Source organism: Pseudomonas sp. B21128, from assembly GCF_044218865.1.
Lineage (GTDB): Bacteria > Pseudomonadota > Gammaproteobacteria > Pseudomonadales > Pseudomonadaceae > Aquipseudomonas > Aquipseudomonas iridis.
Genome location: NZ_CP162590.1, coordinates 1048072 through 1072796, shown reverse-complemented (window position 1 = coordinate 1072796; position 24725 = coordinate 1048072). Strand labels below are relative to the sequence as shown.

Below are 24725 nucleotides of genomic sequence, written 5' to 3'. Positions count from 1 at the left end.
ACCATGGGCGCGCTGTCGCATCTGCGGGTACTGGATTTATCGCGAGTGTTGGCCGGGCCTTGGGCCGGGCAGATCCTTGCCGACCTTGGCGCCGAAGTGATCAAGGTCGAGCGCCCGGGCAATGGTGACGATACTCGCGCCTGGGGGCCGCCCTTCCTTAAAGACGCTTATGGTGAGAACACGTCGGAGGCGGCTTACTACCTGTCGGCCAATCGCAACAAGCAATCGGTGACCATCGACTTCACGCGTCCCGAGGGCCAAAAGCTGGTTCGCGAGCTCGCTGCCAAGTCGGACATCCTCATTGAGAACTTCAAGGTGGGTGGTCTGGCGGCTTATGGGTTGGACTATGAGTCGCTGAAGGCAATCAATCCGGATCTGATCTACTGCTCGATCACTGGCTTCGGTCAGACCGGGCCCTATGCCAAGCGTGCCGGTTACGACTTCATGATCCAGGGGCTGGGTGGGCTGATGAGTCTGACCGGTCGGCCCGAAGGGGATGAAGGTGCCGGGCCGGTGAAGGTTGGTGTGGCGCTGACGGATATCCTGACCGGGCTGTATTCGACCGTGGCGATATTGGCGGCGCTGGCTCATCGTGATCACGACGGTGGTGGTCAGCACATTGATATGGCGTTGCTTGATGTGCAGGTAGCCTGCCTGGCTAATCAGGCGATGAACTACCTGACCACAGGCAATGCACCCAAGCGCCTGGGCAATGCGCATCCGAACATCGTGCCTTATCAGGACTTTCCTACGGCAGATGGCGATTTCATCCTTACCGTGGGCAATGACGGGCAGTTCCGCAAGTTTGCTGAAGTGGCGGGTCAACCGCAGTGGGCTGATGATCCGCGCTTCACTACTAATAAGCTGCGGGTGGCGAATCGTGCGGTCCTGATTCCACTGATTCGTCAGGCGACCGTCTTCAAGACCACGGCTGAATGGGTAGCCCAGTTGGAGATGGCAGGCGTGCCGTGTGGGCCGATCAATGATCTGTCGCAGGTGTTTGAGGATCCGCAGGTGAAGGCTCGCGGGTTGGCAATAGAGTTGCCCCATGCGTTGGCGGGGATGGTGCCCCAGGTGGCGAGTCCTATTCGAATGTCGCAAACCCCTGTCGAGTATCGCCTTGCGCCTCCTTTGCTGGGTGAGCATACGTTGGAGGTGTTGCAGCGAGTCTTGGGTCTGGGGGCGGGAGCGGTGGCGGCGCTGAGAGAGGATGGAGTGCTCTGAAGCTCCTTCTATATAGAAGGCGTAGCGTTCCCCTCTATATATAGGGTGGGATTTGGTCGTTTCTTGATCGATCTGCAAGTAATTGAAAGAAAAGCGAAATTAGCGGTTGACGGCAGATTCCAGACGTCTATAATTCGCCCCACTTCCGGCGCAGTCGAAACGGAAAACTCCTTGAGATTCAATGAGTTAAGTAGGTTTCGAGAGCGGGTCGCTTTAGTTCATCGAAGCCTGGAAGGAGTTGAAAGAGCGGTGATGTTTGGCTCTTTTAACGGTTCGATCTTCTCGGTCGAAAGCGGAGAAAAAGAGGTGTTGACAGCAGTGAGTAACGCTGTAGAATTCGCCTCCCGCTAACGAGAGATCGGAAGCGCAAGTGGTTGAAGTTGTTGAAGAATTCTTCGAAAACTTCTGAAAATAATCACTTGACAGCAAATGAGGCTGCTGTAGAATGCGCGCCTCGGTTGAGACGAAAGATCTTAACCAACCGCTCTTTAACAACTGAATCAAGCAATTCGTGTGGGTGCTTGTGGAGTCAGACTGATAGTCAACAAGATTATCAGCATCACAAGTTACTCCGCGAGAAATCAAAGATGTAACCAACGATTGCTGAGCCAAGTTTAGGGTTTCTTAAAAACCCAAAGATGTTTGAACTGAAGAGTTTGATCATGGCTCAGATTGAACGCTGGCGGCAGGCCTAACACATGCAAGTCGAGCGGATGACAGGAGCTTGCTCCTGAATTCAGCGGCGGACGGGTGAGTAATGCCTAGGAATCTGCCTGGTAGTGGGGGACAACGTTTCGAAAGGAACGCTAATACCGCATACGTCCTACGGGAGAAAGCAGGGGACCTTCGGGCCTTGCGCTATCAGATGAGCCTAGGTCGGATTAGCTAGTTGGTGAGGTAATGGCTCACCAAGGCGACGATCCGTAACTGGTCTGAGAGGATGATCAGTCACACTGGAACTGAGACACGGTCCAGACTCCTACGGGAGGCAGCAGTGGGGAATATTGGACAATGGGCGAAAGCCTGATCCAGCCATGCCGCGTGTGTGAAGAAGGTCTTCGGATTGTAAAGCACTTTAAGTTGGGAGGAAGGGCATTAACCTAATACGTTAGTGTTTTGACGTTACCGACAGAATAAGCACCGGCTAACTCTGTGCCAGCAGCCGCGGTAATACAGAGGGTGCAAGCGTTAATCGGAATTACTGGGCGTAAAGCGCGCGTAGGTGGTTTGTTAAGTTGGATGTGAAATCCCCGGGCTCAACCTGGGAACTGCATTCAAAACTGACAAGCTAGAGTATGGTAGAGGGTGGTGGAATTTCCTGTGTAGCGGTGAAATGCGTAGATATAGGAAGGAACACCAGTGGCGAAGGCGACCACCTGGACTGATACTGACACTGAGGTGCGAAAGCGTGGGGAGCAAACAGGATTAGATACCCTGGTAGTCCACGCCGTAAACGATGTCAACTAGCCGTTGGGAGCCTTGAGCTCTTAGTGGCGCAGCTAACGCATTAAGTTGACCGCCTGGGGAGTACGGCCGCAAGGTTAAAACTCAAATGAATTGACGGGGGCCCGCACAAGCGGTGGAGCATGTGGTTTAATTCGAAGCAACGCGAAGAACCTTACCAGGCCTTGACATCCAATGAACTTTCCAGAGATGGATTGGTGCCTTCGGGAACATTGAGACAGGTGCTGCATGGCTGTCGTCAGCTCGTGTCGTGAGATGTTGGGTTAAGTCCCGTAACGAGCGCAACCCTTGTCCTTAGTTACCAGCACGTAATGGTGGGCACTCTAAGGAGACTGCCGGTGACAAACCGGAGGAAGGTGGGGATGACGTCAAGTCATCATGGCCCTTACGGCCTGGGCTACACACGTGCTACAATGGTCGGTACAAAGGGTTGCCAAGCCGCGAGGTGGAGCTAATCCCATAAAACCGATCGTAGTCCGGATCGCAGTCTGCAACTCGACTGCGTGAAGTCGGAATCGCTAGTAATCGTGAATCAGAATGTCACGGTGAATACGTTCCCGGGCCTTGTACACACCGCCCGTCACACCATGGGAGTGGGTTGCACCAGAAGTAGCTAGTCTAACCTTCGGGAGGACGGTTACCACGGTGTGATTCATGACTGGGGTGAAGTCGTAACAAGGTAGCCGTAGGGGAACCTGCGGCTGGATCACCTCCTTAATCGACGACATCAGCTGCTCCATGAGCTCCCACACGAATTGCTTGATTCATTGAAGAAGACGATAGAAGCAGCTTTAAGCTCCAAGCTGATAGCTCTGAGCTAACAGTTACAAGCTCGAAATTGGGTCTGTAGCTCAGTTGGTTAGAGCGCACCCCTGATAAGGGTGAGGTCGGCAGTTCGAATCTGCCCAGACCCACCAATTTTGTTATGGGGCCATAGCTCAGCTGGGAGAGCGCCTGCCTTGCACGCAGGAGGTCAGCGGTTCGATCCCGCTTGGCTCCACCATAAACTGCTTCGAAAGTTTGAGAGTTTAGAAATGAATATTCGCGCTGAATATTGATTTCTAGTCTTTTGATTAGATCGTTCTTTAAAAATTTGGGTATGTGATAGAAAGATAGACTGAACGTTACTTTCACTGGTAACGGATCAGGCTAAGGTAAAATTTGTGAGTTACTCTGAATTGAGTATTATCGAATTTTCGGCGAATGTCGTCTTCACAGTATAACCAAATTGCTTGGGGTTATATGGTCAAGTGAAGAAGCGCATACGGTGGATGCCTTGGCAGTCAGAGGCGATGAAAGACGTGGTAGCCTGCGAAAAGCTTCGGGGAGTCGGCAAACAGACTTTGATCCGGAGATGTCTGAATGGGGGAACCCAGCCATCATAAGATGGTTATCTTGTACTGAATACATAGGTGCAAGAGGCGAACCAGGGGAACTGAAACATCTAAGTACCCTGAGGAAAAGAAATCAACCGAGATTCCCTTAGTAGTGGCGAGCGAACGGGGACTAGCCCTTAAGTGGCTTTGAGATTAGCGGAACGCTCTGGAAAGTGCGGCCATAGTGGGTGATAGCCCTGTACGCGAAAATCTCTTAGTCATGAAATCGAGTAGGACGGAGCACGAGAAACTTTGTCTGAATATGGGGGGACCATCCTCCAAGGCTAAATACTACTGACTGACCGATAGTGAACTAGTACCGTGAGGGAAAGGCGAAAAGAACCCCGGAGAGGGGAGTGAAATAGATCCTGAAACCGTATGCGTACAAGCAGTGGGAGCAGACTTTGTTCTGTGACTGCGTACCTTTTGTATAATGGGTCAGCGACTTATTTTCAGTGGCGAGCTTAACCGAATAGGGGAGGCGTAGCGAAAGCGAGTCTTAATAGGGCGTCTAGTCGCTGGGAATAGACCCGAAACCGGGCGATCTATCCATGGGCAGGTTGAAGGTTGGGTAACACTAACTGGAGGACCGAACCGACTACCGTTGAAAAGTTAGCGGATGACCTGTGGATCGGAGTGAAAGGCTAATCAAGCTCGGAGATAGCTGGTTCTCCTCGAAAGCTATTTAGGTAGCGCCTCATGTATCACTGTAGGGGGTAGAGCACTGTTTCGGCTAGGGGGTCATCCCGACTTACCAAACCGATGCAAACTCCGAATACCTACAAGTGCCGAGCATGGGAGACACACGGCGGGTGCTAACGTCCGTCGTGAAAAGGGAAACAACCCAGACCGTCAGCTAAGGTCCCAAAGTTATGGTTAAGTGGGAAACGATGTGGGAAGGCTTAGACAGCTAGGAGGTTGGCTTAGAAGCAGCCACCCTTTAAAGAAAGCGTAATAGCTCACTAGTCGAGTCGGCCTGCGCGGAAGATGTAACGGGGCTCAAACCATACACCGAAGCTACGGGTATCATCTTAGGATGATGCGGTAGAGGAGCGTTCTGTAAGCCTGTGAAGGTGAGTTGAGAAGCTTGCTGGAGGTATCAGAAGTGCGAATGCTGACATGAGTAACGACAATGGGTGTGAAAAACACCCACGCCGAAAGACCAAGGTTTCCTGCGCAACGTTAATCGACGCAGGGTTAGTCGGTCCCTAAGGCGAGGCTGAAAAGCGTAGTCGATGGAAAACAGGTTAATATTCCTGTACTTCTGGTTATTGCGATGGAGGGACGGAGAAGGCTAGGCCAGCTTGGCGTTGGTTGTCCAAGTTTAAGGTGGTAGGCTGGAATCTTAGGTAAATCCGGGATTCTAAGGCCGAGAGCTGATGACGAGTTATCTTTTAGATGACGAAGTGGTTGATGCCATGCTTCCAAGAAAAGCTTCTAAGCTTCAGGTAACCAGGAACCGTACCCCAAACCGACACAGGTGGTTGGGTAGAGAATACCAAGGCGCTTGAGAGAACTCGGGTGAAGGAACTAGGCAAAATGGCACCGTAACTTCGGGAGAAGGTGCGCCGGTGAGGGTGAAGGACTTGCTCCGTAAGCTCATGCCGGTCGAAGATACCAGGCCGCTGCGACTGTTTATTAAAAACACAGCACTCTGCAAACACGAAAGTGGACGTATAGGGTGTGACGCCTGCCCGGTGCCGGAAGGTTAATTGATGGGGTTAGCTAACGCGAAGCTCTTGATCGAAGCCCCGGTAAACGGCGGCCGTAACTATAACGGTCCTAAGGTAGCGAAATTCCTTGTCGGGTAAGTTCCGACCTGCACGAATGGCGTAACGATGGCGGCGCTGTCTCCACCCGAGACTCAGTGAAATTGAAATCGCTGTGAAGATGCAGTGTATCCGCGGCTAGACGGAAAGACCCCGTGAACCTTTACTATAGCTTTGCACTGGACTTTGAATTTGCTTGTGTAGGATAGGTGGGAGGCTTTGAAGCGTGGACGCCAGTTCGCGTGGAGCCAACCTTGAAATACCACCCTGGCAACTTTGAGGTTCTAACTCAGGTCCGTTATCCGGATCGAGGACAGTGTATGGTGGGTAGTTTGACTGGGGCGGTCTCCTCCTAAAGAGTAACGGAGGAGTACGAAGGTGCGCTCAGACCGGTCGGAAATCGGTCGTAGAGTATAAAGGCAAAAGCGCGCTTGACTGCGAGACAGACACGTCGAGCAGGTACGAAAGTAGGTCTTAGTGATCCGGTGGTTCTGTATGGAAGGGCCATCGCTCAACGGATAAAAGGTACTCCGGGGATAACAGGCTGATACCGCCCAAGAGTTCATATCGACGGCGGTGTTTGGCACCTCGATGTCGGCTCATCACATCCTGGGGCTGAAGCCGGTCCCAAGGGTATGGCTGTTCGCCATTTAAAGTGGTACGCGAGCTGGGTTTAGAACGTCGTGAGACAGTTCGGTCCCTATCTGCCGTGGACGTTTGAGATTTGAGAGGGGCTGCTCCTAGTACGAGAGGACCGGAGTGGACGAACCTCTGGTGTTCCGGTTGTCACGCCAGTGGCATTGCCGGGTAGCTATGTTCGGGAAAGATAACCGCTGAAAGCATCTAAGCGGGAAACTTGCCTCAAGATGAGATCTCACTGGAACCTTGAGTTCCCTGAAGGGCCGTCGAAGACTACGACGTTGATAGGTTGGGTGTGTAAGCGCTGTGAGGCGTTGAGCTAACCAATACTAATTGCCCGTGAGGCTTGACCATATAACACCCAAGCAATTTGCGTCGAAAGGCCAGATTGCGGTGTGTGAAGACGAAACGAACCGAAAGTTCGATGTTCACAAAACACCGAAAGCTGTCACATACCCAATTTGCTGAAGCGAGACCACTTGGTCGCGACTCAGTACCCGAATTTCTTGACGACCATAGAGCGTTGGAACCACCTGATCCCATCCCGAACTCAGCAGTGAAACGATGCATCGCCGATGGTAGTGTGGGGTTTCCCCATGTGAGAGTAGGTCATCGTCAAGATTAAATTCCGAAACCCCAATTGCGAAAGCAGTTGGGGTTTTGTTTTAGTAGAAGTACCCGTTTTTGCTGTCTCGTCATCGTGTTGACGGGCCAGTTATAGAATTTCTTGACGACCATAGAGCGTTGGAACCACCTGATCCCATCCCGAACTCAGTAGTGAAACGATGCATCGCCGATGGTAGTGTGGGGTTTCCCCATGTGAGAGTAGGTCATCGTCAAGATTAAATTCCGAAACCCCTGTCTGCTAACGCAGACAGGGGTTTTGTTGTTTCTGAGCTTATAAAAATCAAACCATCAAACTGCTTTTGCGAGCCTTGCTGATACGTCGAGCCTGCCACTTGCCCCACCAGATGTAGACACCAGTTGCCGATGAATCCGCAATCAAAACACCTGATACCGCGATCATCACTTGGCCAGTAAACCCGATGATCCGTCCACCCTGTATCGGTAACTGCAACCGATAAAACTGTTCTCCCAACGTCCCCTGTCTTGCGATTTCCTGCCCTAGCAATCGCCCATCCGTACCGTGAAAGAACAGCCAGAAACAATCGATCACCCAAGCAACGGCAACCGACCCCATCAGCAGCAATCGCCGGTGGCGGGGCAGCGCGCATGAAATGTTTCCCCACAGATACGACAAAGCCAGCCCCCTGAACATCCGGGGCTGGTTTTTTATGCACAAGGCAATGGCTTAGAACTGATAGCTGACCGTGGCTGCAACGTTGCGCTCTTCTCCCATGTAGCAGAAGTTCAGACTGGCACAGGAAGCCAGGTAGGACTCGTTTGTCAGGTTGTTCGCGTTCAGGCGTACGTCAACGCCCCTCAAGCCGACTTTGCCCAGGTCGTAGCCAATCGACGCGTCGAACAGCGTGTAGGACGGGACCTTCATGGTGTTCTCCGCGTCCGCCCAGCTGTAGCCGACATAACGCATGCCGCCGCCCAAGCGCAGACCATCGAGTGCCGCACTGTCGAATTTATAGTCAGCCCACAACGACGCCATGTGCCGAGGCGCTTGGGTCGGTGAATTGCCTTTGTTTTCGATCACGTCGGTAGGGGTGCTCAGCGTGCTGACCATCGACTTCGAATACTCGATATCAGTGAAGGTGTAACTGCCGAGGACTTTCAGGTGATCGGTCAGTTGCATGTGCGCTTCCAGTTCCAGACCCTGAGAGCGGACAGCTCCTACAGCGCGGTAGAAGTTTTCCTGCGGCAGTTTGGTCGCCAGGTTTTCCTGATCAATGTGGAACAGCGACGCGGTGAACAGGTCGTCAGTGCCCGGCGGCTGATACTTCAGGCCTACTTCCCACTGCGTGCCATCAGTCGGGGCTAACGGATTGCCCGCGCTGTCGGCATAGGAATTCGGGTTAAACGACTCGGAGTAGCTGATGTAAGGCGCCAACCCGTTATCGAACAGGTACAGCGCACCGGCGCGGCCAGTCAGCTTGGTACGCTGGTCTTTGATTTCGGTGCCCGCGGGGCGCCCCGCCTCGGCGATGCGGTTTTCGTCAGAGGTCTCAACCCAGTCCTGACGCAGACCCAGCGAGAAGCGCCATTTGTCCATCTCGATCAGGTCTTGCAGGTAAACGCCGGTTTGCTCCAGGCGACGCAGGTAACTGGTCTTGCCGTACAGGTCGATCGCCGAGTTGCCATACACCGGATAGAACGCGTTGATCGGTGCGAGGCCGCCGCTGGTCCAGTCGACCACGGTTTTGCGCCGCTGATAATCCGCCCCCATTAGCACTGTGTGCTTGGTCGCGCCGGTAAAAAATTCGGCCTGCAGCATGTTGTCCACGATAAAGGCATGCAGGCGCTCGTCACCGCCCGTGTAGTAGCGGTTCAACTCGTTGCTGGTCGGCGACGTCCAGCCATAGGCATAGACCTGATCCATGTTCACTTTGGAATCGAGGTAACGGAAGTTCTGCCGAGCCGTGAAGACATCGTTGAAGCGATGCTCAAACTGATAACCGAACGATTGCTGATCACGGGAATAGCCGTCAATGCTCGGCTCGCCTTCGAAGAAGTGCGGCGAGATCCGCTGACCATTACGCTGATGAATCGTACCGTCGGCGGGTACGCCACCGTGGTAGCCGCCATCCGGATCGTGTTGCAGATACGCCTGTAGCGTCAGTGAAGTGTCTTCAGTGAAATCAATGCTGAGGGTCGGCGCGAGGGCGAAGCGCTTTTCCTTGTTGTGGTCGAATTGCGTGTCGGACTGATCCGACAAACCCGTCAGACGATAGGCGATGCGCTTGTCGTCATCGACCGGGCCGCTGAAGTCAAAACCGACACCGCGCTGGCCTTGCGTGCCGACCGTGCCTTGCACTTGGTGGTACGCCTCGTACAACGGCTTTTTGCTGGTCAGTGCGACCAGGCCACCCGGCGAGCTGCGGCCGTAGAGCACCGACGACGGGCCTTTGAGAATATCCACGCGTTCAAGGAAATAGGGATCGACCTGCATGGTGCTGTAGGTGCCGCTGTCGCCCATCGACTTGAGGCCGTCGAGGTAGATGTTATCCACCGAGCCGTCGTTGAAACCGCGCATCGCCACGTAGTCGTAACGGTGCGTGGCGCCATACGGATTGGTCAGCACGCCCGGTGTGTAGCGCATCGTTTGTGAAACCGTTTGTGCGCCCTGGTCATCCATTTGCTCACGGGTGACCACAGACACGCTTTGCGACGTTTCACGCAACGCGGTGCTGGTCTTGGTGGCGATCTGGCTGTGAGTGGCGTTGTAGCCGTCCATGCTGCCCAGCGCATTGCCAAGCGCGAAGCCTTTGATGTCCGTGGTCGGCAAGGCCAGCGCTGCGGTTTCTGCGACCGAACGCAGAACATAGCTGCTGCCATCCTGACTGACCGCTTTGAGCCCCGAACCGCCGAGCAAATGGCTCAAGGCCTGATCGGTCGAATATTCGCCCTGTACCCCAGGGGATTGCCGTCCTTGAGTCTGCTGTGGGGTCATCGACAACGTGATGCCGGCCTGGCGTGCGAACTGATTCAGCGCGTCACCCAACGGCCCGGCGGCGATGTTGTAGCGATGGCTGACCTCATTGGCACTGGCAGTGGCCGCCAGGCTCAGGCTCGGTAACGCACCAACGCCCAACGCAGTGGAGAACAATGCTGCCCGAACGGCGTGGCGCAGCAGGCCCGATTCGGCAGTGGAATTCAGAGGATTCTTACAGGTAGTACGGACAGTCATTTCAGGTTTCCGTAGGAAGTCGCAAGGCTGAGTTGAAGTGCTTACTGACTAAGCCGGACTTGCTGCGAAAACCCGCCAAAAAAATTTCAGACTGCAGCTTCCAGGGTTACCCACCAGCGAGTGCGATAGCGCAGTTGCACCGGCAACGTCCGCGGCAGGATGGCTAGTAATTTGTCGGTGTCCTCCAGACGGAATACGCCGGACAGACGCAAATCAGCCACATCCGACGCGCAACTCAGAAACCCCTGACGATAACGACCGACCTCAGTGAGGAAATCGCCCAGACGCATATTGCGCGTGACGATCAAACCGTCGGCCCACGCGCCGACATCCAGATTCAGCGGTGGCGCCGCGCGCACGTGATGGTGATCGATCAGATAACTCTGCCCGGCGAGCGCCTCGATCCAGGTGCCGCCAGCGTTAATGGCAACACGCCCACTGGTGACGCTCAGTCGCGTGCAATCGCTGTCCTGGCGCAAAACGAACCGCGCGCCCTGCGGCTCGTAAACGCCATGACGACTTTGCACACGCAGCGGCCGTTCAAAGGGTGAACCCTCATCCGCGCCGCCGCAGGTGACGATAATTTCGCCGCGAGTGAGTTTGATCAGCCTTTGCTGCGCGGTGTAATCCAGATCCACCGCACTGGCGGTGTTGAGTTCGATCCGCGTGCCGTCTGGCAACTGGAATCCACGCCGCTCGCCCGTCGCGGTGGCGTAATCGGCGCTCCATTGCGGCCAGAGCGAGGCGTCTTTGGCCAGCCAGGTAGCGGAGCCCAGCAACAATGCGCCAGACAACAGCTTCAACGCCTGGCGCCGGCCCAAGCCCTGCGCACTGTTTTCCAACGTATTCAACGCCACTTGCGCACCCGGTACCGCGCGCAGGTTGTGGCTCAATTCGGCTTGCAGCGATTGCACCCGTTGCCACGCCAGTTCATGTTCATGATGCTCGGCGCGCCATTGTTCGCACTGGCGACTCAAGCGTGAATTACCGTGGTTGTTGCGCAGACGCAGCAGCCAGTGAATGGCCTGTTTGACCACCTGTTGCCGGGGCTCGGCGCGGCGGGTGAGGGATACCTTGTCCACAGGCATCAGCTCTCGTACCGCAGCACATAGCAGTGATAGAGCGCATCGGCAACGTAGCGCTCGACCGAACGCAGCGACAATCCCATCTGTTCGGCGATCTGCTTGTGCGTCAAACCTTCGCACTGCGCCAGAAGAAACGCCTGACGCACTTTTGGCTTCAGTCCTTCAAGCATGCGCGCGATGCTTTCCAGCAGTTCGATCACCAGCGCGCGGGCTTCGGCGCTCGGCGTTTCGGCCTCGGGCAGATGGGCGATGGTTTCCAGATACGCACGTTCGATCTCTTCACGGCGCCAGTGGTCGATCACCAGTCCGCGCGCGATGGTACGCAGGAAGGCGCGAGGGGCCTTGAGTTCGACACGTTCAGTGCGTTGCAGCAAGCGCACAAAAGTATCTTGCGCCAGATCCGCCGCATCGGCCGCGTTGCCGAGCCGCGCGCGCAGCCACGCATTCAGCCAGCCGTGATGACTACTGTAAAGCGCCTGTACTGCAAACTCAGGTGAGGACATGAACGCGCCAGTTCGAACGACACAAATGATAATTAGTCGCATTTTTATCAAGGGTAGGAAATTTTGCAACCTCCCCTCGAAGAACGTTCAAAAAAACACGGTGGTGACCGCTCTGGCACGCCGTTCGGCGGGAATCCGACATTAATCCCATCCATTTCCCACACAACCCTAAGATTTCTCCGAAACGTGCCGACAGACTGGTGAGACATGCGTGCACCAAAGTAGAGCGGCCATCAGAACGCTGCCTGCCAGCTATTGGATATTTGGAGCTACATGGAATGTTGCATCCCCGAACGCATACCCACTTTTGCATAAGAAGTCCCATGAAATGAATCTCAAGTTCAGCCATAAAATCCTGTTGGCCGCCTCGGGCGTCGTGGTCCTGGCTTTCGCTTTATTCACCCTCTACAACGACTATCTGCAGCGAAACACCATTCGCCAGAACCTCCAGTCCTCGGTGCAGCAGGCCGGCGATCTGACCGCCAGCAGCGTGCAGAACTGGATGAGCGGGCGGATCCTGGTGCTGGAAAACCTTGCGCAGAACGTCGCCCATCAGGGCAAGGAAGCCGACTTCCCGGGCCTGGTCGATCAACCAGCCTTCACCTCGAACTTCCAGTTCACCTACGTTGGCCAGGCCAACGGTGTCTTCACCCAACGCCCAGACGCGAAGATGCCGGACGGTTACGACCCGCGTCAGCGCCCTTGGTACAAGCAAGCAGTGGTAGCCGACAAAACCATGCTGACGCCGCCGTACATGGCCGCCGTCGGCGGTCTGGTGGTGACCATTGCCATGCCGGTGAAGAAGAACGGCGAGCTGATTGGCGTGGTTGGCGGTGACCTGAGCCTGGAAACCCTGGTGAAGATCATCAACTCGGTGGACTTCGGTGGCATCGGCCATGCGTTCCTGGTCAGCGGTGACGGCCAAGTGATCGTCAGCCCGGACAAAGATCAGGTGATGAAGAACCTGAAGGACATCTACCCGAACTCCAGCGTCCGCATCGAGAAGGGCAACCAGAACGTCGTGCTCAACGGTCAGGAACGCATCCTGTCGTTTACCCCGGTCAGTGGGTTGCCCAATGCCGAGTGGTACATCGGTCTGTCGATCGATCGCGACAAGGCCTACGCCGCACTCAGCCAGTTCCGTACTTCGGCGCTGATCGCCATGTTCGTGGCGGTGGGGGCAATTGCCGTGTTCCTGAGCCTTTTGATCACCGTGCTGATGCGTCCGCTGATCACCATGGGCCGCGCGATGCAGGACATTGCACAGGGCGAAGGCGATCTGACGCGTCGTCTGGCGGTCGAGAGCAAAGACGAATTCGGTGAACTGGGCAGCTCGTTCAACCAGTTTGTCGAGCGGATTCATGCGTCGATTTCCGAAGTGTCTTCGGCGACCCGCCAGGTGCATGATCTGTCGCAACGCGTGATGGCCTCGTCCAACGCTTCCATCGTCGGTTCGGACGAGCAAAGTGCGCGCACCAACAGCGTCGCCGCCGCGATCAACGAACTGGGTGCCGCCACTCAGGAAATCGCCCGCAACGCTGCCGATGCTTCGCAGCACGCCAGCGGCGCGAGCGAGCAGGCTGATGACGGTCGCCAAGTGGTGGAGCAAACCATTCTGGCGATGACCGAGTTGTCGCAGAAGATCAGCCTGTCGTGCACGCAGATCGAAACGCTGAACGCCAGCACCGACAACATCGGCCACATCCTCGATGTGATCAAAGGCATTTCGCAGCAGACCAATCTGCTGGCGCTCAACGCCGCGATTGAAGCAGCACGTGCCGGTGAAGCCGGACGCGGTTTTGCGGTAGTGGCGGACGAAGTGCGTAACCTCGCCCACCGTACCCAGGAATCGGCGGAAGAGATTCACAAGATGATCACGTCGTTGCAGGTCGGTTCGCGTGAGGCGGTGAGCACCATGAACGCCAGTCAGGCGTCCAGCGAGCAGAGCGTTGAAGTGGCCAACCAGGCCGGTTTGCGCCTGGTCAGCGTGACCCAGCGCATCGGCGAAATCGATGGCATGAACCAGTCGGTAGCTGCCGCGACTGAAGAACAGACGGCGGTGGTAGAAACCCTCAACGTCGACGTTAACCAGATCAACCTGTTGAACCAGCAGAGCGTGGCCAACCTCAACGAGACGTTGAAGGATTGTGATGCGTTGTCGCAACAGGCCAATCGCCTGAAGCAGTTGGTGGACAGCTTCAAGATCTGACCGCGTTACCGTTCATCGCGGGCAAGCCCGCTCCCACAGGTTTTTTGGCGAACACAACATGTGTGAACGACCTGGACCCTGTGGGAGCTGGCTTGCCAGCGATGGCGGTAGTTCACCCACCGCTCAACTTAAGCCCTAAACAAACAGCTTCAACACATTCCCCATCGCATCATCCGCAAACCCCTGCACAAAATCCTTGAACCCCGGCAACGCCTCCGCCCCTCCACTGGCCGGCTCGGCAATGATCGTCCAGGTCGCCCGCGACTGCCCTTCGCCCAACGATTCAACCTTCATCGCCGCCCACAGATGGGCCACGCCCAGGGTGTTGTAGATCGTCGTCCAGGTCATGCTTTGCGCCTGCTCGTCGCGGGAGTTGAGTTGCTCGACCACAACGTTGCCATCCTTGAAAAATTTCTTGCGCAGCGAGGACACGCCCTCGCCGGTCATTTCGATGTGCGACAGCGCCGGAATGAAACGGTCGAAACCGCCGAAGTCGCCGACCACCGCCCAGACCTGCGTCGCGTCTGCTGGTACTTCAACTGAAGACATCACGTGGCACCCGTGCGGGTTCTTGATCAGGGTGTCGGGTTGCAGAGTGTTCATGGTGTTGCTCCTTTTTGATGAACTAGATGAAATTGATTTCTTTCAGGTAATCGCAGCCGCGGCGCAGCAGCGCCGGGGATTTTTCCGGGTAGTGCGCGCCCATCTGCTGCACGCCGGCTTGCGCGTTGGCGTGGCCGATCAGAGAGATGTCGCCGATGTCTTCTTCAAAGCCGTTGAGGTAGAAACCGAGCACGCCGAACAGCGCGTTGTCGGCGTCGACCCGTCCCAGTTGTTGTTGCCAGTCGGCGACGCTGACCAGCGAGAACTCGCTGCCGGTATCGCGGAACGAGGCGACGTAGGCGTCCCAGCTCAGAGGCTCGGGGTTGTGCAGGTTGAACACCGCCCGTTCCGCCGAGTAACGGCTGGCGTGAAAGGCGATGAAGCGGGCGAGAAAGTCCACCGGCATCAGGTCGAAGTTCAGGGCGAATGCCGGCACCTGGCCGAGCTGAATCGAGCCTTTGAGCATCAGCATCAAGCGGTTTTTATGCGGCTGGCAGACGCCGCTCAGGCTGTTGAAACTGATGTTGCCGGGGCGATACAGATTGACCCGTACACCAAGCGTCCGCGCCCGTTCGAGGATGCGTTCGCCGACCCATTTCGACAGGTTATAGCCATTGCGGATGTAGATCGGTGGCGTCGGCGCGGCAGGCAATTCCAGCACCCGCCCCGCGTCGTCCACCGTGCTTGAAGCCGACAGTGTCGAGACAAAATTGAAGACCTTTTTGCTGCGCCCTTCGCACAGGCGCAGCAGCTCGAAAATCGGCTCGACGTTGTCCGCTGCCAGCGACTCGTAATCGAGGACGTGATTGACGTTCGCTGCGTTGTGCACCAGCGCACCGAACTCTCGGTCCAGCCGTTGATAGTCGTCGTCCTCCAGCCCGAGCTGCGGACGCGTGATGTCTGCCGCGTACACTCGCACCCGACTCAGATTCAGGTGTTCCAGCCGGTTTTCGCGCAGTGCCTGAGCGAAGCGCTGCGCCGCTGTATGCCCGCCCCCGTCGCGCACCAGGCACGCCACTTCACTGGCGCCCCAACCGAGCAGCGCCTCGACGATGTGCACGCCGACAAAACTGTTGGCGCCGGTGACGATCACCTTGTGCACATCGCCCATGCGGCTGATTGGCAGCGGTTCGATGTCCAGCGCACGCTCGGCGTCGGCCATGGCTTGGGCGCTGAGTACGGCGCTGTCATCGGTGCCGCGCACCAGCGTGGCGAGTTTGATGATGGTCGGCTGTTCGATGAAGCGATTGATCGAGATGCTGCGACCGAATTCCTCACGCAAGCGCAGCAACATGCGCGACAGCAGAATCGAGTGACCGCCGAGATTGAAGAAGCTCTCGTCAGTGGAAATATCGCGGGTCGGCAGCTCCAGCAACTCCGCCCAGATCTCCAGCAGCAACGCCTCGTCTTCATTGGCCGGCAGGCATTTCGGGCCGTTGTCCTGCACGCTCACCGGTAACCCCAGCAATGCTTTTCGGTCGACCTTGCCATTGCTGGCGAACGGCATGCTCGGCAGCTCAGTCCACGCCACCGGTTGCATGTAGTCGGGTAAAAACTGCTGGGCGTGGGCTTTCAATGCGTCGCGGGCGGCGTCCGTTTGCGGCTGGGCGAGAAACGCCAGAATCCGTCGCTGACTGTCGATCACCACCGCCACCTGTCGGTACAACTGGCTCTCGCGCAGGCAGCGTTCTATCTCTTCCGGCTCGACCCGAAAGCCACGGATCTTCACCTGATTGTCGCGTCGCCCGCACAGCTCGATGCCGTGCTCGCCCCACTTGGCCATGTCGCCACTGCGATAGGCGCGCAGTGGCTCGCCGCCCGGCAGGTCGAGGGTCAGATAGCGCTCGGCGGTCTGCTGTGGATTGTTGAGATAACCGAGGCAGACACCGGGCCCGACGATGAACAACTCGCCGACGGTTTGCTCGGCCACCGGTTGCAGGTCGTCATCGAGAATCAGCACCTGGCTGTTGGCGATCGGCGCACCGAGCGTACGATTGCTGTCACCCGGTTCGAGCTGCCGCGCGGTGATCAAAACCGTGGCTTCAGTGGGGCCGTAGAAGTTGTGCAGTTTGCCTTGGCGGGTCAGTTGCTCGATGACGAACGGCTCGCAGACATCGCCGCCGGTCATTACCTGTTGCACGCCTTGCAGTTGTTCCAGCGGCAGGATGCTCAACAGCGCCGGTGGCAGGAACGCGTGTGTCAGTTGTCGGCGGCGGATCAATGCGACCAGTTGCAGTGGGTCGCGCCGTTGCGTGTCGTCGGGCACCACCAGTTCGGCGCCTTCTAGCAAGGTCGGGAAAATGTCGATCAGCGACGAGTCGAAACTCAATGAAGAGAACTGCAGTACCCGGCTCCTGGTGTTGAGTTGTGTGTAGTCGGCGTACCACGCAGTGAAGTGCGCAAGGTTTGCCTGACTGAGCAACACACCCTTCGGATGCCCTGTGGTGCCCGAGGTGTAGAGCGCCATGCACGGCGCGTCGAGGTCGGGGCGCTGGCGCATCAACGGTTGCGCGAGGTCTGCGTCGGCGCAGTCGATGTGGCTGACATCCAGCCCCGGCATCGATTCGCTCAGCGGGTGCAAACCGTCATGCAGCAACAGCAGCGCCCCAGCGTTTTGCAGAATGTATTGCTGGCGCTGCAACGGATGGCTGGGTTCCAGCGGCAAGTACACCGCCCCACTGCCGAGAATCGCCAGAATCGAGGCGAACAGCGCGGGGCTTTTCGGCAGACAAATGCCTACTACCCAAGGCTGCGGATGCGGGTCGAGCAGGGGCTGCAAACGCTGTTGGATCGCCTGGCTATGCGCATGCAACTGTCGATAGCTGATCGACTGCTCAGCGAGGTGCAGCGCCGGCCGATCGGCGTGGCGAATCAGGCTCTGTTGCAGACGCTCGATCAGCGGAATCTGCGCCTGTTCCAGCAGCGCGGCGTTCACTGTGGCGTTAAGGCGATGGACGTAGGCAAGGCTGTCGAGAAACTGCAGGTTTTCCAGCCGCTCGAAATCCGGCGCCGTCACCGCTGCGGCATACCGCAAGTATTCCGGGTCGCGGGAGTAGCGGCTGACCAGCAACGACACTTCGTCCACCACGTGCATCAGCACCCTTTGGCGCAATGCCTGCCCGTTGCCGGAAGGCTCATCGCCAATCGGCACGCGGCTGATCAATGTCGAGCCGAGAAAGCACAGCAGGTCGATCGATGGCAGTCCTGCATTGCTATGCCCACCGACCCCTAAGCGCAGATGCAGGTGTGGGATCGCGCAGAAGTCGCCAGCCGCGATGAAGCCATCGTCAATGATCAAATCCACTGTCGATTTCGCTGCGCCGCTGCGATCCAGTGAGTGGCCCTGCTGTTCTAGTTCCTGCGCCAGGTCGGTCATTGCCTGGCTGGCGCCAATCAATAAAATATCGAGACGTTTCATGTCGGCCTCCTCAAACCAGATAGTCGCGCAGGGCGTGCTGCACGCACGGTGTGTCGAGCAGCGAGCTGTTGTGGAAAAACTTGATGATGTTGCCCACCAGCGGGTGATGACGATTGATCGGGAAGGCCAGGCCGGTCATCTCTTCCTTGAGCGAAAGTCGCGTGACTTCGCTGACCTGCAGGGCATCGATCAGGCGTAAATCGAAGGATTTCTGGATGTCGTTGGTCAGGTAATGGCCGATGAACACCGGCAGGATCTTCGCGATGGCTTCTCGATCGGCCTCGCTCGCGGTGTGCCAATAAATGCGCACCATCCGCGCCCAGAAACTGGAATGGCGACCCTCGTCGAGCAAGTGGTCGGCCATCAGGCCTTTGATCGACGGCTTGACCGTGTCGTCGCGGGCGAACGCCGCCACGTCGCCGGTCACGGTGTTCTCGGCGATGGCCACGCAGATCAGTTCCACAGCGCTGCGCAGATGTTCCGGCGCCAGCGCGACAGCGGCGGGAATCGCCCGGCTAAGTTCGATTTGATCCGGCAAGCGGATCGGCTCAATGCCGGTCATGGCGACCGTCTGCTGCATGAAATCCATCGCCACCAGCGCGTGGTAATCCTCGTCGACCACAACGGTCATCGCGTCGTAACGACAGGCGAACGGAAACGCTACGGCGAAGCGGTTCTTGGCAATGCTGCGCGCGGTCTTGTCGACGATTTCGGTCTCGAAAATCACCACGTCGTTGATGAACTTGTACAGCGTCTGCACCAAGGCGAAATCACGTTGCTGCGGGCATTCACGCAGGAAGGTTTCGCTGAGCACCAGGGGTTGACGACTGAGCGGATAGATCAGACGCTCGTCGTTTTCCAGAACGCGGCGCGGGCGCGTGCGGATGGTGGCGCGGCTTTCCCAGACATCGGCAAAGGACTGATAGTCGGCGGCGTTCATTGGGCAACCTCCACCAACGGCTCGCGCATGCTCACGCGCAGACCGTCCCACAGGGCGATGCGGCTTTCGACGGCGGCGATGGCGCTGGCGTATACCTCGGCCTCGCGTTGCGGATCGCCATCGACCAGGCGCTCGAGCAACTGCTCTGCCGCCGGGCCGTGATCCTCGGAGTCGACCTCGATGTGTCGCTCCAGGTAATAGCGAAAGGTCGGCGCCTGCTCGATGCCGATGCCCCAGTCGTCGAGGATGCGCTGGAACATGGTCGGGATCACACTTTCGCGGCCATGAAGGAACGCGGCGGCCACGCTGTGCCCCGGCGCATGCAGGGCGGTGCGCAAGGTGTCACGGACGAATTGAGCAGCGGCCGGATCGACGTCGACACTTTGCAGCGCCACGTCATAACTCACGCCTTCCTTTTGCAGCGTGACGAAGCGCTCCGCCGCCGAGGTGCTGGCGCCGACTTCGCGCATGGCATCCAGATACAACTCGAAATGGCTGTAATGACCGTGGCTCAGGCGGTCGTCGGACTCCTCTCCAAGGACAATCTCGTTGATCAGGCGCGCAGCATGCGGATCACGCGGCGGCAGCCAGGGCAAACGGGTGCAGGTCAGTTCCTGTTGCAGGCGTTTGGTCAGTGACATGAAATCCCACACGGCAAACACGTGGCTTTCCATGAACCGTCGCAAAACAGTCATTGAACCAATTTCGGCAAAAATCGGGTGAGCGCTGAGCTCGGCTTTTTTCAGGGCAAGTTGGTGCTTTGTATTAGACATGACGGGGCTCTATCCTTGATATGAAATGGACAATACGTTGCAACTGCGAAATCAATGAAACGTCGACTCGTTATTCTTTTTTCGGGCGAGCAGTGACCACATGCAAGTTAATGCAGTTGTACTAAGCGTATAGGCGTACAGCACGCTAGTCAGGCGGGGTATCGCCCTTTGATCGTCCCGCTGTGGGTCTGGGTTCGCCAGGAGAAGAGATCTCAAGCTCGGCGGGGAAAAACTAATACATCGGAAAACAACTTAACAAGTATATTTTCCAATTATTTTTAGTTGTCATTTTTCAGGTATGAAATTGTCCGATAAAACTCTTTGAGTAAGTTTTATTCAGGCGAAGTTGCTCCTTTCGATCAATAAAGACCAAAATCGAATAAACAGAGTGAATGCCTCACTCGAAGCAACTTTTAAATTAAAAAATTGAAGTTATTTAAGGGGGATGAAAGGTGGCCTGGAACGGCGCCGATTCTTTCCTTTTCCCGTGACAAGGCTCCTTCCGTAGGTTCCTGTTGCGGGGACTGCACCTTCAGTGCGGTGCGTCACCCGTTCTTTATTGTGTTGGCCGTTCATGACTGAGGGTAACTGTCCGCCACGGCTATTACCGATTCGTCACCGCGAGGCGTACAGATTTCGGGCGTGTTTGGCGCAGGAGGTTAGAGCGCAAGAGGGGATATGCCAGTGGATTCGTGCCCGGAGGGCGGGGGATTTGTAAGCGGGTTATTCGCCGGGCAGAAGCATTGGTTCCGGCCCGGCGTGAAGATTCATCGTGCGGCTTTGCGGTGTTGCGCCTCAGGGCTGGCGAGATAGCGGTTGATGACTTCAACGCCGCGGTTGAGATGCTGCTCAAGCAGCGCCACCGAACGTTCGACATCACGCTCCATCACCGCTTGCAGCATGGCGCGGTGGTCGTCCTGAGACAGCTTGCCCAGGCCCATGGCCTCGAGGTTGAAGCGCAGGAAGCGCTCTTCTTCATTGAGCCCGTCTTCGACCAGTCGCAATAGCCGCCGGTTGGGTGCCTTGCTGTACATCGCCATGTGCAACAAACGGTTGAGCCGGCCGATCTCCGTGTAATCGTGTTGAGCCTCGAGCTCGTCGATATACCTGGCTGCCTGCTCGTGATCGGCAGCGGTCAGCAGCGGAATGGATTGGCGCATGGCTTCGGACTCAAGCAGAATCCGCAGCTCGTAGGTCTGCGTGGCATCACCCTGAATCAGCGGCGCAACCACTGCGCCTTTGTGTGCGGTCACACTCAGCAGCGCCTGCGCCTCGAGCTGACGCAAGGCTTCGCGCACGGGCATGCGGCTGACCCCGAACAGATCGGCCAGATCCTGCTGGCGCAGGGCGGTCCCGCAGGGCAATCGTCCATCAAGGATGGCCGCTCGTAAGGTTTCTTCAATGATCGAGCGAGCCAAGTGCGCGGGAATGGGCCCATCGACTTTAATGCTCTGCAGCGGTTTGGGCTTCTGTGTCACGACTACGCACCCTGTATGTCGACTGAATTTGGATCCAAAAGACACTAGTGATTGCTCTACAGCTTGTCAAACCGTGGAGAGCATCAACGCCTGCAATACAGTTTAGCGCGGTCACGATGATCTCATGGTGCCATTGTTTTTTAACGGGCTAAGCTTCACCATCAAACGCTTTCCTTCCTGCCCCCTGGAAACCTGCTGTGGCGGTACGTTTCGCGATCCCTCGGATGATGCGCTGGCTAGGCTGCGCACTGTTGCTGGCCGGCGTCATGCTGGGCGGTCTGCATGCCGATTGGGATTTTTCCGTGATCAGCCGCAAGGCCACGGCGATCTACGGACCGCTGGGCGCCGGACAGCAGCGGATCGATGCCTGGCAAAATCTGTTGGCCACGCAGAAACAGGTCGGCGAAATGGAAAAACTCAAAGTGGTGAACCTGTTCTTCAACAAACAGGTGCGCTATGTCGAAGACATTGATCTGTGGCATGAGGTCGACTACTGGGAAACCCCCATCGAAGCACTGTGGAAGGGCGCCGGTGACTGCGAAGACTATGCGATCGCCAAGTATTTCAGCCTGCGTCATCTCGGGGTGTCCAGTGACAAGCTGCGCATCACTTACGTCAAGGCACTGCGCCAGAACCGCGCGCACATGGTGCTGACGTACTATGCCACTCCCGATGCCATGCCGCTGGTGCTCGACAGCCTGATCGATCCGATTCAGCCTGCCTCCCAGCGAACCGATTTGCTGCCGGTCTACTCTTTCAATGCTGAAGGTTTGTATTTGCCGGGCGCCAAGGGCAACAAAAAGGTCGGCGACACCAAGCGCCTGTCGCGCTGGCAGGATGTGCTGAAGAAAATGCAGGCCGAAGGTTTCGCGATCGAAACGATTAACTAGGAGCACGCGCTCAGATGTCTTTGTTCAAACAGCTGTTGCTCGCTATCTGTCTGTTCCTGGTGGTCGCCTTCACCGGCAGCTTCATGGTCAGTCTGGAGAGCTCGCGTACTCAGTACGTCAACCAGTTGCGCTCTCACGCTCAGGACGCCGCCACCGCGTTGGCGTTGTCGCTGACGCCGAATATCGACGACCCGGCGATGGTTGAGTTGCTGGTCAGCTCGATTTTCGACAGCGGCTACTACGCGAGTATCCGTGTGGTCGATGTGAAGACCGACCAGACCATCGTCGAGCGCAACGGCGCCCCCACGGTGAGTAACGTGCCGGACTGGTTCGTCAAACTGATCGGTCTGGAGCCGGCCGGCGGCGATGCATTGGTCAGTCGCGGCTGGGAACAGGCCGCGCGGGTCGAGGTGGTCAGCCATCCGATGTTTGCCGTGGCCAAACTGTGGCAGAGCGCGTTGGGTAGCCTCGGTTGGCTGCTGGTGTGCGGCGCCGTGAGTGCGGTGCTCGGCGCGCTGCTCCTGCGTCGCCAGTTGAAGCCGCTGGATTACATGGTCAAACAGTCTCACGCCATCGCCCGGCGTGAATTCCTCAGCCTGCCGGACCTGCCGCGCACCCCTGAACTGCGCCGTGTGGTGCAGGCGATGAACCAGATGGTCGAGAAGCTCAAGGCGCTGTTTCAGGAGCAGGCCGAGCGCAGCGAAAAACTGCGCGCCGAGTCCTATCAGGACAACCTCACGGGGCTGGCGAACCGGCGTTATTTCGAGATGCAACTGAACAATCGCGTGAGCAACCCTGAACAGGCCAGCTCCGGTTATCTGCTGCTGTTACGGGTCCAGGATCTGGCCGGATTGAACCAGCGCCTGGGTGGTCAGCGTACCGATGAATTGTTGAAAGCGGTCGGCGAGCAACTGTCGCGCGAATGCGCCAAATACCCGGAAACCCAGAACCTCGTCACGCGTATTCGTGGCGGTGAGTTTGCCGTGCTGGCGCCGGGCTTGGTGCGTGAAGAGGCGCTGCAACTGGCGCAGAACCTCGACAGCGCCCTGAGCAGCCTGCACGCCACCGGCGCAACTGACGTGGCGGCGGTAGCGTCGATCGGTCTTGCACCGTTTGCACACGGCGATTCACCACAAGCGGTGCTCAGCCTCGGCGATCAGGCCTTGGCCCAGGCCGAAGGGCAGGGCGAGCAGAACTGGGCGTGTATCGATCAGAGCCTGAACGCCGATGTTGGCGACGATCACCATGCCTGGCATCGCTTGCTTGACCAGGCTCTGAGTCAGCAGCGCTTCGAGTTGTATTTCCAGCCAGTGGTGGCCACGCAGGACACGCAACTGGTGCTGCATTACAAAGTGCTGTCGCGCTTGCTCGACGAGCACGGCCAGACCGTTCCGGCCGGCCGCTTCTTGCCGTGGCTGGAGCGCTTCGGCTGGACCGCGCGGCTCGATCGCCTGATGCTCGAGCGTGTGCTGGAGCAGATGAAAGAACATGAGGATTCGCTGGCGCTGAACCTGTCTTCGGCAACGTTGGCGGATCCACAGGCATTGAACAAAATCTTCGAGATTTTGCGGGCGCATTCCAACTTAGGCCCACGCCTGACCCTTGAGATCGGCGAGGAGCAATTGCCGGAACAAGCGGTGCTGGAGCAATTGACCCGACGTCTGCGTGAACTGGGTTTCTCCCTGAGCCTGCAACGTTTCGGCGGACGCTTCAGCATGATCGGCAACCTGGCACGGCTAGGGCTGGCGTATTTGAAGATCGATGGCAGCTACATTCGGGCGATTGATCAGGAGAGCGACAAGCGTCTGTTTATCGAAGCCATTCAGCGCGCGGCACACAGCATTGATCTGCCGCTGATTGCCGAACGGGTCGAGACGGAAGGGGAGTTGTCGGTGATTCGCGAGATGGGCTTGTATGGGGTTCAGGGGCAGTTGTTGGGTGAGCCCAAGCCCTGGAAGTAAATCTCAAGATCTGAAAGCGAAAAGATCGCAGCCTTCGGCAGCGCCTACATTGGAATGCGTTCCCTGTAGGCGCTGCCGAAGGCTGCGATCTTTTGTTTCTAAATCAACCCGCCCTCATCCTCATCAATCAACTGACTTAACCCGCCCAATGCCTGACGCGCCTGAGTCCGGTCCATCAGCTTGGCCTGGGCCGCTTCCGGCAGGTCAGTGACGCGGATCACACCCTTGCTGGTCAGCACCTGAATCAGGTCGTCGAGTACCCGAATCATCTCAAAGTCGCTCTGCTTGAGCTGTTTGAGGCTGTTTTCCACGGCTTCGTTGGCGTACCAGGCCTGGATTTCATGGTGGTCGGCCGGCAGCGTTTCCGTGGCCTCGGCGTAAGCCGCAGCTTCCACGCGAATCAACTCACCTTGCGCATCGCGTTGCACGTAAAACATTGGGCATCCCTCAGATATGAACCAGCGTCATGCTGTCAGCAGCATAGCCAACTGCGCGCCAGTATGCGGTGCGGCGACCCAATCGTCACCGCCGCGCACATCACAAACGTGACGGCCGCCCTGGAAGGGCGGCCGTTTT

The 24725-nt window shown here is 57.2% G+C and carries 14 protein-coding genes, 2 tRNA genes, 4 rRNA genes and 2 pseudogenes; 12 read left to right on the top strand and 10 right to left on the bottom strand.

Annotated features, from left to right (window positions below):
- The first annotated feature begins 3 nt into the window (after positions 1–3).
- From AB4P91_RS04585 to rrf (AB4P91_RS04550), 8 genes are all read left to right on the top strand, one after another.
- On the top strand, positions 4–1224 hold the full coding sequence (locus AB4P91_RS04585) for a CaiB/BaiF CoA transferase family protein (RefSeq protein ID WP_395604401.1): 1221 nt from the start codon (positions 4–6) through the stop codon (positions 1222–1224).
- 63 nt (positions 1225–1287) lie between these two features.
- Positions 1288–1575 carry a hypothetical protein gene (locus tag AB4P91_RS04580; RefSeq protein ID WP_395604400.1) on the top strand — a complete coding sequence of 96 codons (288 nt, stop codon included), beginning with the start codon at positions 1288–1290 and terminating at the stop codon, positions 1573–1575.
- A gap of 293 nt (positions 1576–1868) precedes the next feature.
- Positions 1869–3405: ribosomal RNA gene (locus AB4P91_RS04575) — 16S ribosomal RNA — on the top strand.
- 123 nt (positions 3406–3528) lie between these two features.
- Positions 3529–3605: transfer RNA gene (locus AB4P91_RS04570), tRNA-Ile, on the top strand.
- 10 nt (positions 3606–3615) lie between these two features.
- Positions 3616–3691, top strand: a tRNA-Ala gene (locus tag AB4P91_RS04565).
- 241 nt (positions 3692–3932) lie between these two features.
- Positions 3933–6826: ribosomal RNA gene (locus AB4P91_RS04560) — 23S ribosomal RNA — on the top strand.
- 151 nt (positions 6827–6977) lie between these two features.
- Positions 6978–7093: ribosomal RNA gene (gene rrf / locus AB4P91_RS04555) — 5S ribosomal RNA — on the top strand.
- Positions 7094–7198: 105 nt separating this feature from the next.
- Positions 7199–7314 (top strand): 5S ribosomal RNA (gene rrf, locus AB4P91_RS04550).
- The 16S, 23S and 5S rRNA genes sit together here with 2 tRNA genes alongside, the layout of an rRNA operon.
- Positions 7315–7379: 65 nt before the next feature.
- On the opposite strand, the pseudogene AB4P91_RS04545 reads toward rrf (AB4P91_RS04550), so the two are convergent.
- From AB4P91_RS04545 to AB4P91_RS04530, 4 genes and pseudogenes are all read right to left on the bottom strand, one after another.
- Positions 7380–7634, bottom strand: a pseudogene (locus tag AB4P91_RS04545) (PepSY domain-containing protein); the annotation flags it as partial.
- Positions 7635–7784: 150 nt separating this feature from the next.
- Positions 7785–10289, bottom strand: coding sequence for a TonB-dependent siderophore receptor (locus AB4P91_RS04540; RefSeq protein WP_395604399.1), 2505 nt, complete (start codon positions 10287–10289; stop codon positions 7785–7787).
- A gap of 86 nt (positions 10290–10375) precedes the next feature.
- Complete coding sequence (locus AB4P91_RS04535) at positions 10376–11377, bottom strand: FecR domain-containing protein (RefSeq protein ID WP_395604398.1); 1002 nt, start codon at positions 11375–11377, stop codon at positions 10376–10378.
- Positions 11377–11877 (bottom strand): sigma-70 family RNA polymerase sigma factor, encoded by a 501-nt coding sequence (locus tag AB4P91_RS04530; RefSeq protein ID WP_150596728.1) that lies wholly within the window; start codon positions 11875–11877, stop codon positions 11377–11379. Before AB4P91_RS04530 ends, AB4P91_RS04535 begins: the two co-directional genes overlap by 1 nt.
- Positions 11878–12205: 328 nt before the next feature.
- On the opposite strand from AB4P91_RS04530, the pseudogene AB4P91_RS04525 reads away from it, so the two are divergent.
- Together AB4P91_RS04525 and AB4P91_RS04520 are read left to right on the top strand one after the other, a co-directional pair.
- Positions 12206–13183 (top strand): annotated as a pseudogene (locus AB4P91_RS04525) (cache domain-containing protein); the annotation flags it as partial.
- A 117-nt stretch (positions 13184–13300) separates the two neighbouring features.
- Positions 13301–14086 carry a methyl-accepting chemotaxis protein gene (locus AB4P91_RS04520; RefSeq protein WP_371857642.1) on the top strand — a complete coding sequence of 262 codons (786 nt, stop codon included), beginning with the start codon at positions 13301–13303 and terminating at the stop codon, positions 14084–14086.
- 135 nt (positions 14087–14221) lie between these two features.
- On the opposite strand, the gene AB4P91_RS04515 is transcribed toward AB4P91_RS04520, so the two are convergent.
- The 5 genes from AB4P91_RS04515 to AB4P91_RS04495 all read right to left on the bottom strand — a co-directional run bounded on the left by AB4P91_RS04515 (position 14222) and on the right by AB4P91_RS04495 (position 21298).
- Entirely contained in the window at positions 14222–14689 is a 468-nt protein-coding gene (locus AB4P91_RS04515; protein WP_150593761.1) for an SRPBCC family protein, read from the bottom strand.
- Positions 14690–14711: 22 nt separating this feature from the next.
- Entirely contained in the window at positions 14712–18107 is a 3396-nt protein-coding gene (locus AB4P91_RS04510) for an amino acid adenylation domain-containing protein (RefSeq protein WP_395604397.1), read from the bottom strand.
- Positions 18108–18117: 10 nt separating this feature from the next.
- Positions 18118–19047 (bottom strand): diiron oxygenase, encoded by a 930-nt coding sequence (locus tag AB4P91_RS04505; RefSeq protein ID WP_150593763.1) that lies wholly within the window; start codon positions 19045–19047, stop codon positions 18118–18120.
- Positions 19044–19820 carry a DUF3050 domain-containing protein gene (locus AB4P91_RS04500; RefSeq protein ID WP_150593764.1) on the bottom strand — a complete coding sequence of 259 codons (777 nt, stop codon included), beginning with the start codon at positions 19818–19820 and terminating at the stop codon, positions 19044–19046. Before AB4P91_RS04500 ends, AB4P91_RS04505 begins: the two co-directional genes overlap by 4 nt.
- Before the next feature lie 767 nt (positions 19821–20587).
- On the bottom strand, positions 20588–21298 hold the full coding sequence (locus tag AB4P91_RS04495; protein WP_150596732.1) for a GntR family transcriptional regulator: 711 nt from the start codon (positions 21296–21298) through the stop codon (positions 20588–20590).
- 197 nt (positions 21299–21495) lie between these two features.
- Here AB4P91_RS04495 and lapG point away from each other — a divergent pair, with 197 nt between their 5' ends.
- The gene (gene lapG / locus AB4P91_RS04490) at positions 21496–22188 is read left to right on the top strand and encodes a cysteine protease LapG (protein WP_395604396.1); all 693 of its coding nucleotides are present in this window, start codon (positions 21496–21498) and stop codon (positions 22186–22188) included.
- Between the two features lie 14 nt (positions 22189–22202).
- Entirely contained in the window at positions 22203–24149 is a 1947-nt protein-coding gene (gene lapD, locus AB4P91_RS04485; RefSeq protein ID WP_150596734.1) for a cyclic di-GMP receptor LapD, read from the top strand.
- A 98-nt stretch (positions 24150–24247) separates the two neighbouring features.
- Here lapD and AB4P91_RS04480 read toward each other — a convergent pair whose 3' ends face one another.
- A complete protein-coding gene (locus tag AB4P91_RS04480) occupies positions 24248–24586 on the bottom strand; it encodes a tryptophan synthase subunit beta (protein WP_150593768.1) in 339 nt (112 codons plus the stop codon).
- Between the last annotated feature and the right edge of the window lie 139 nt (positions 24587–24725).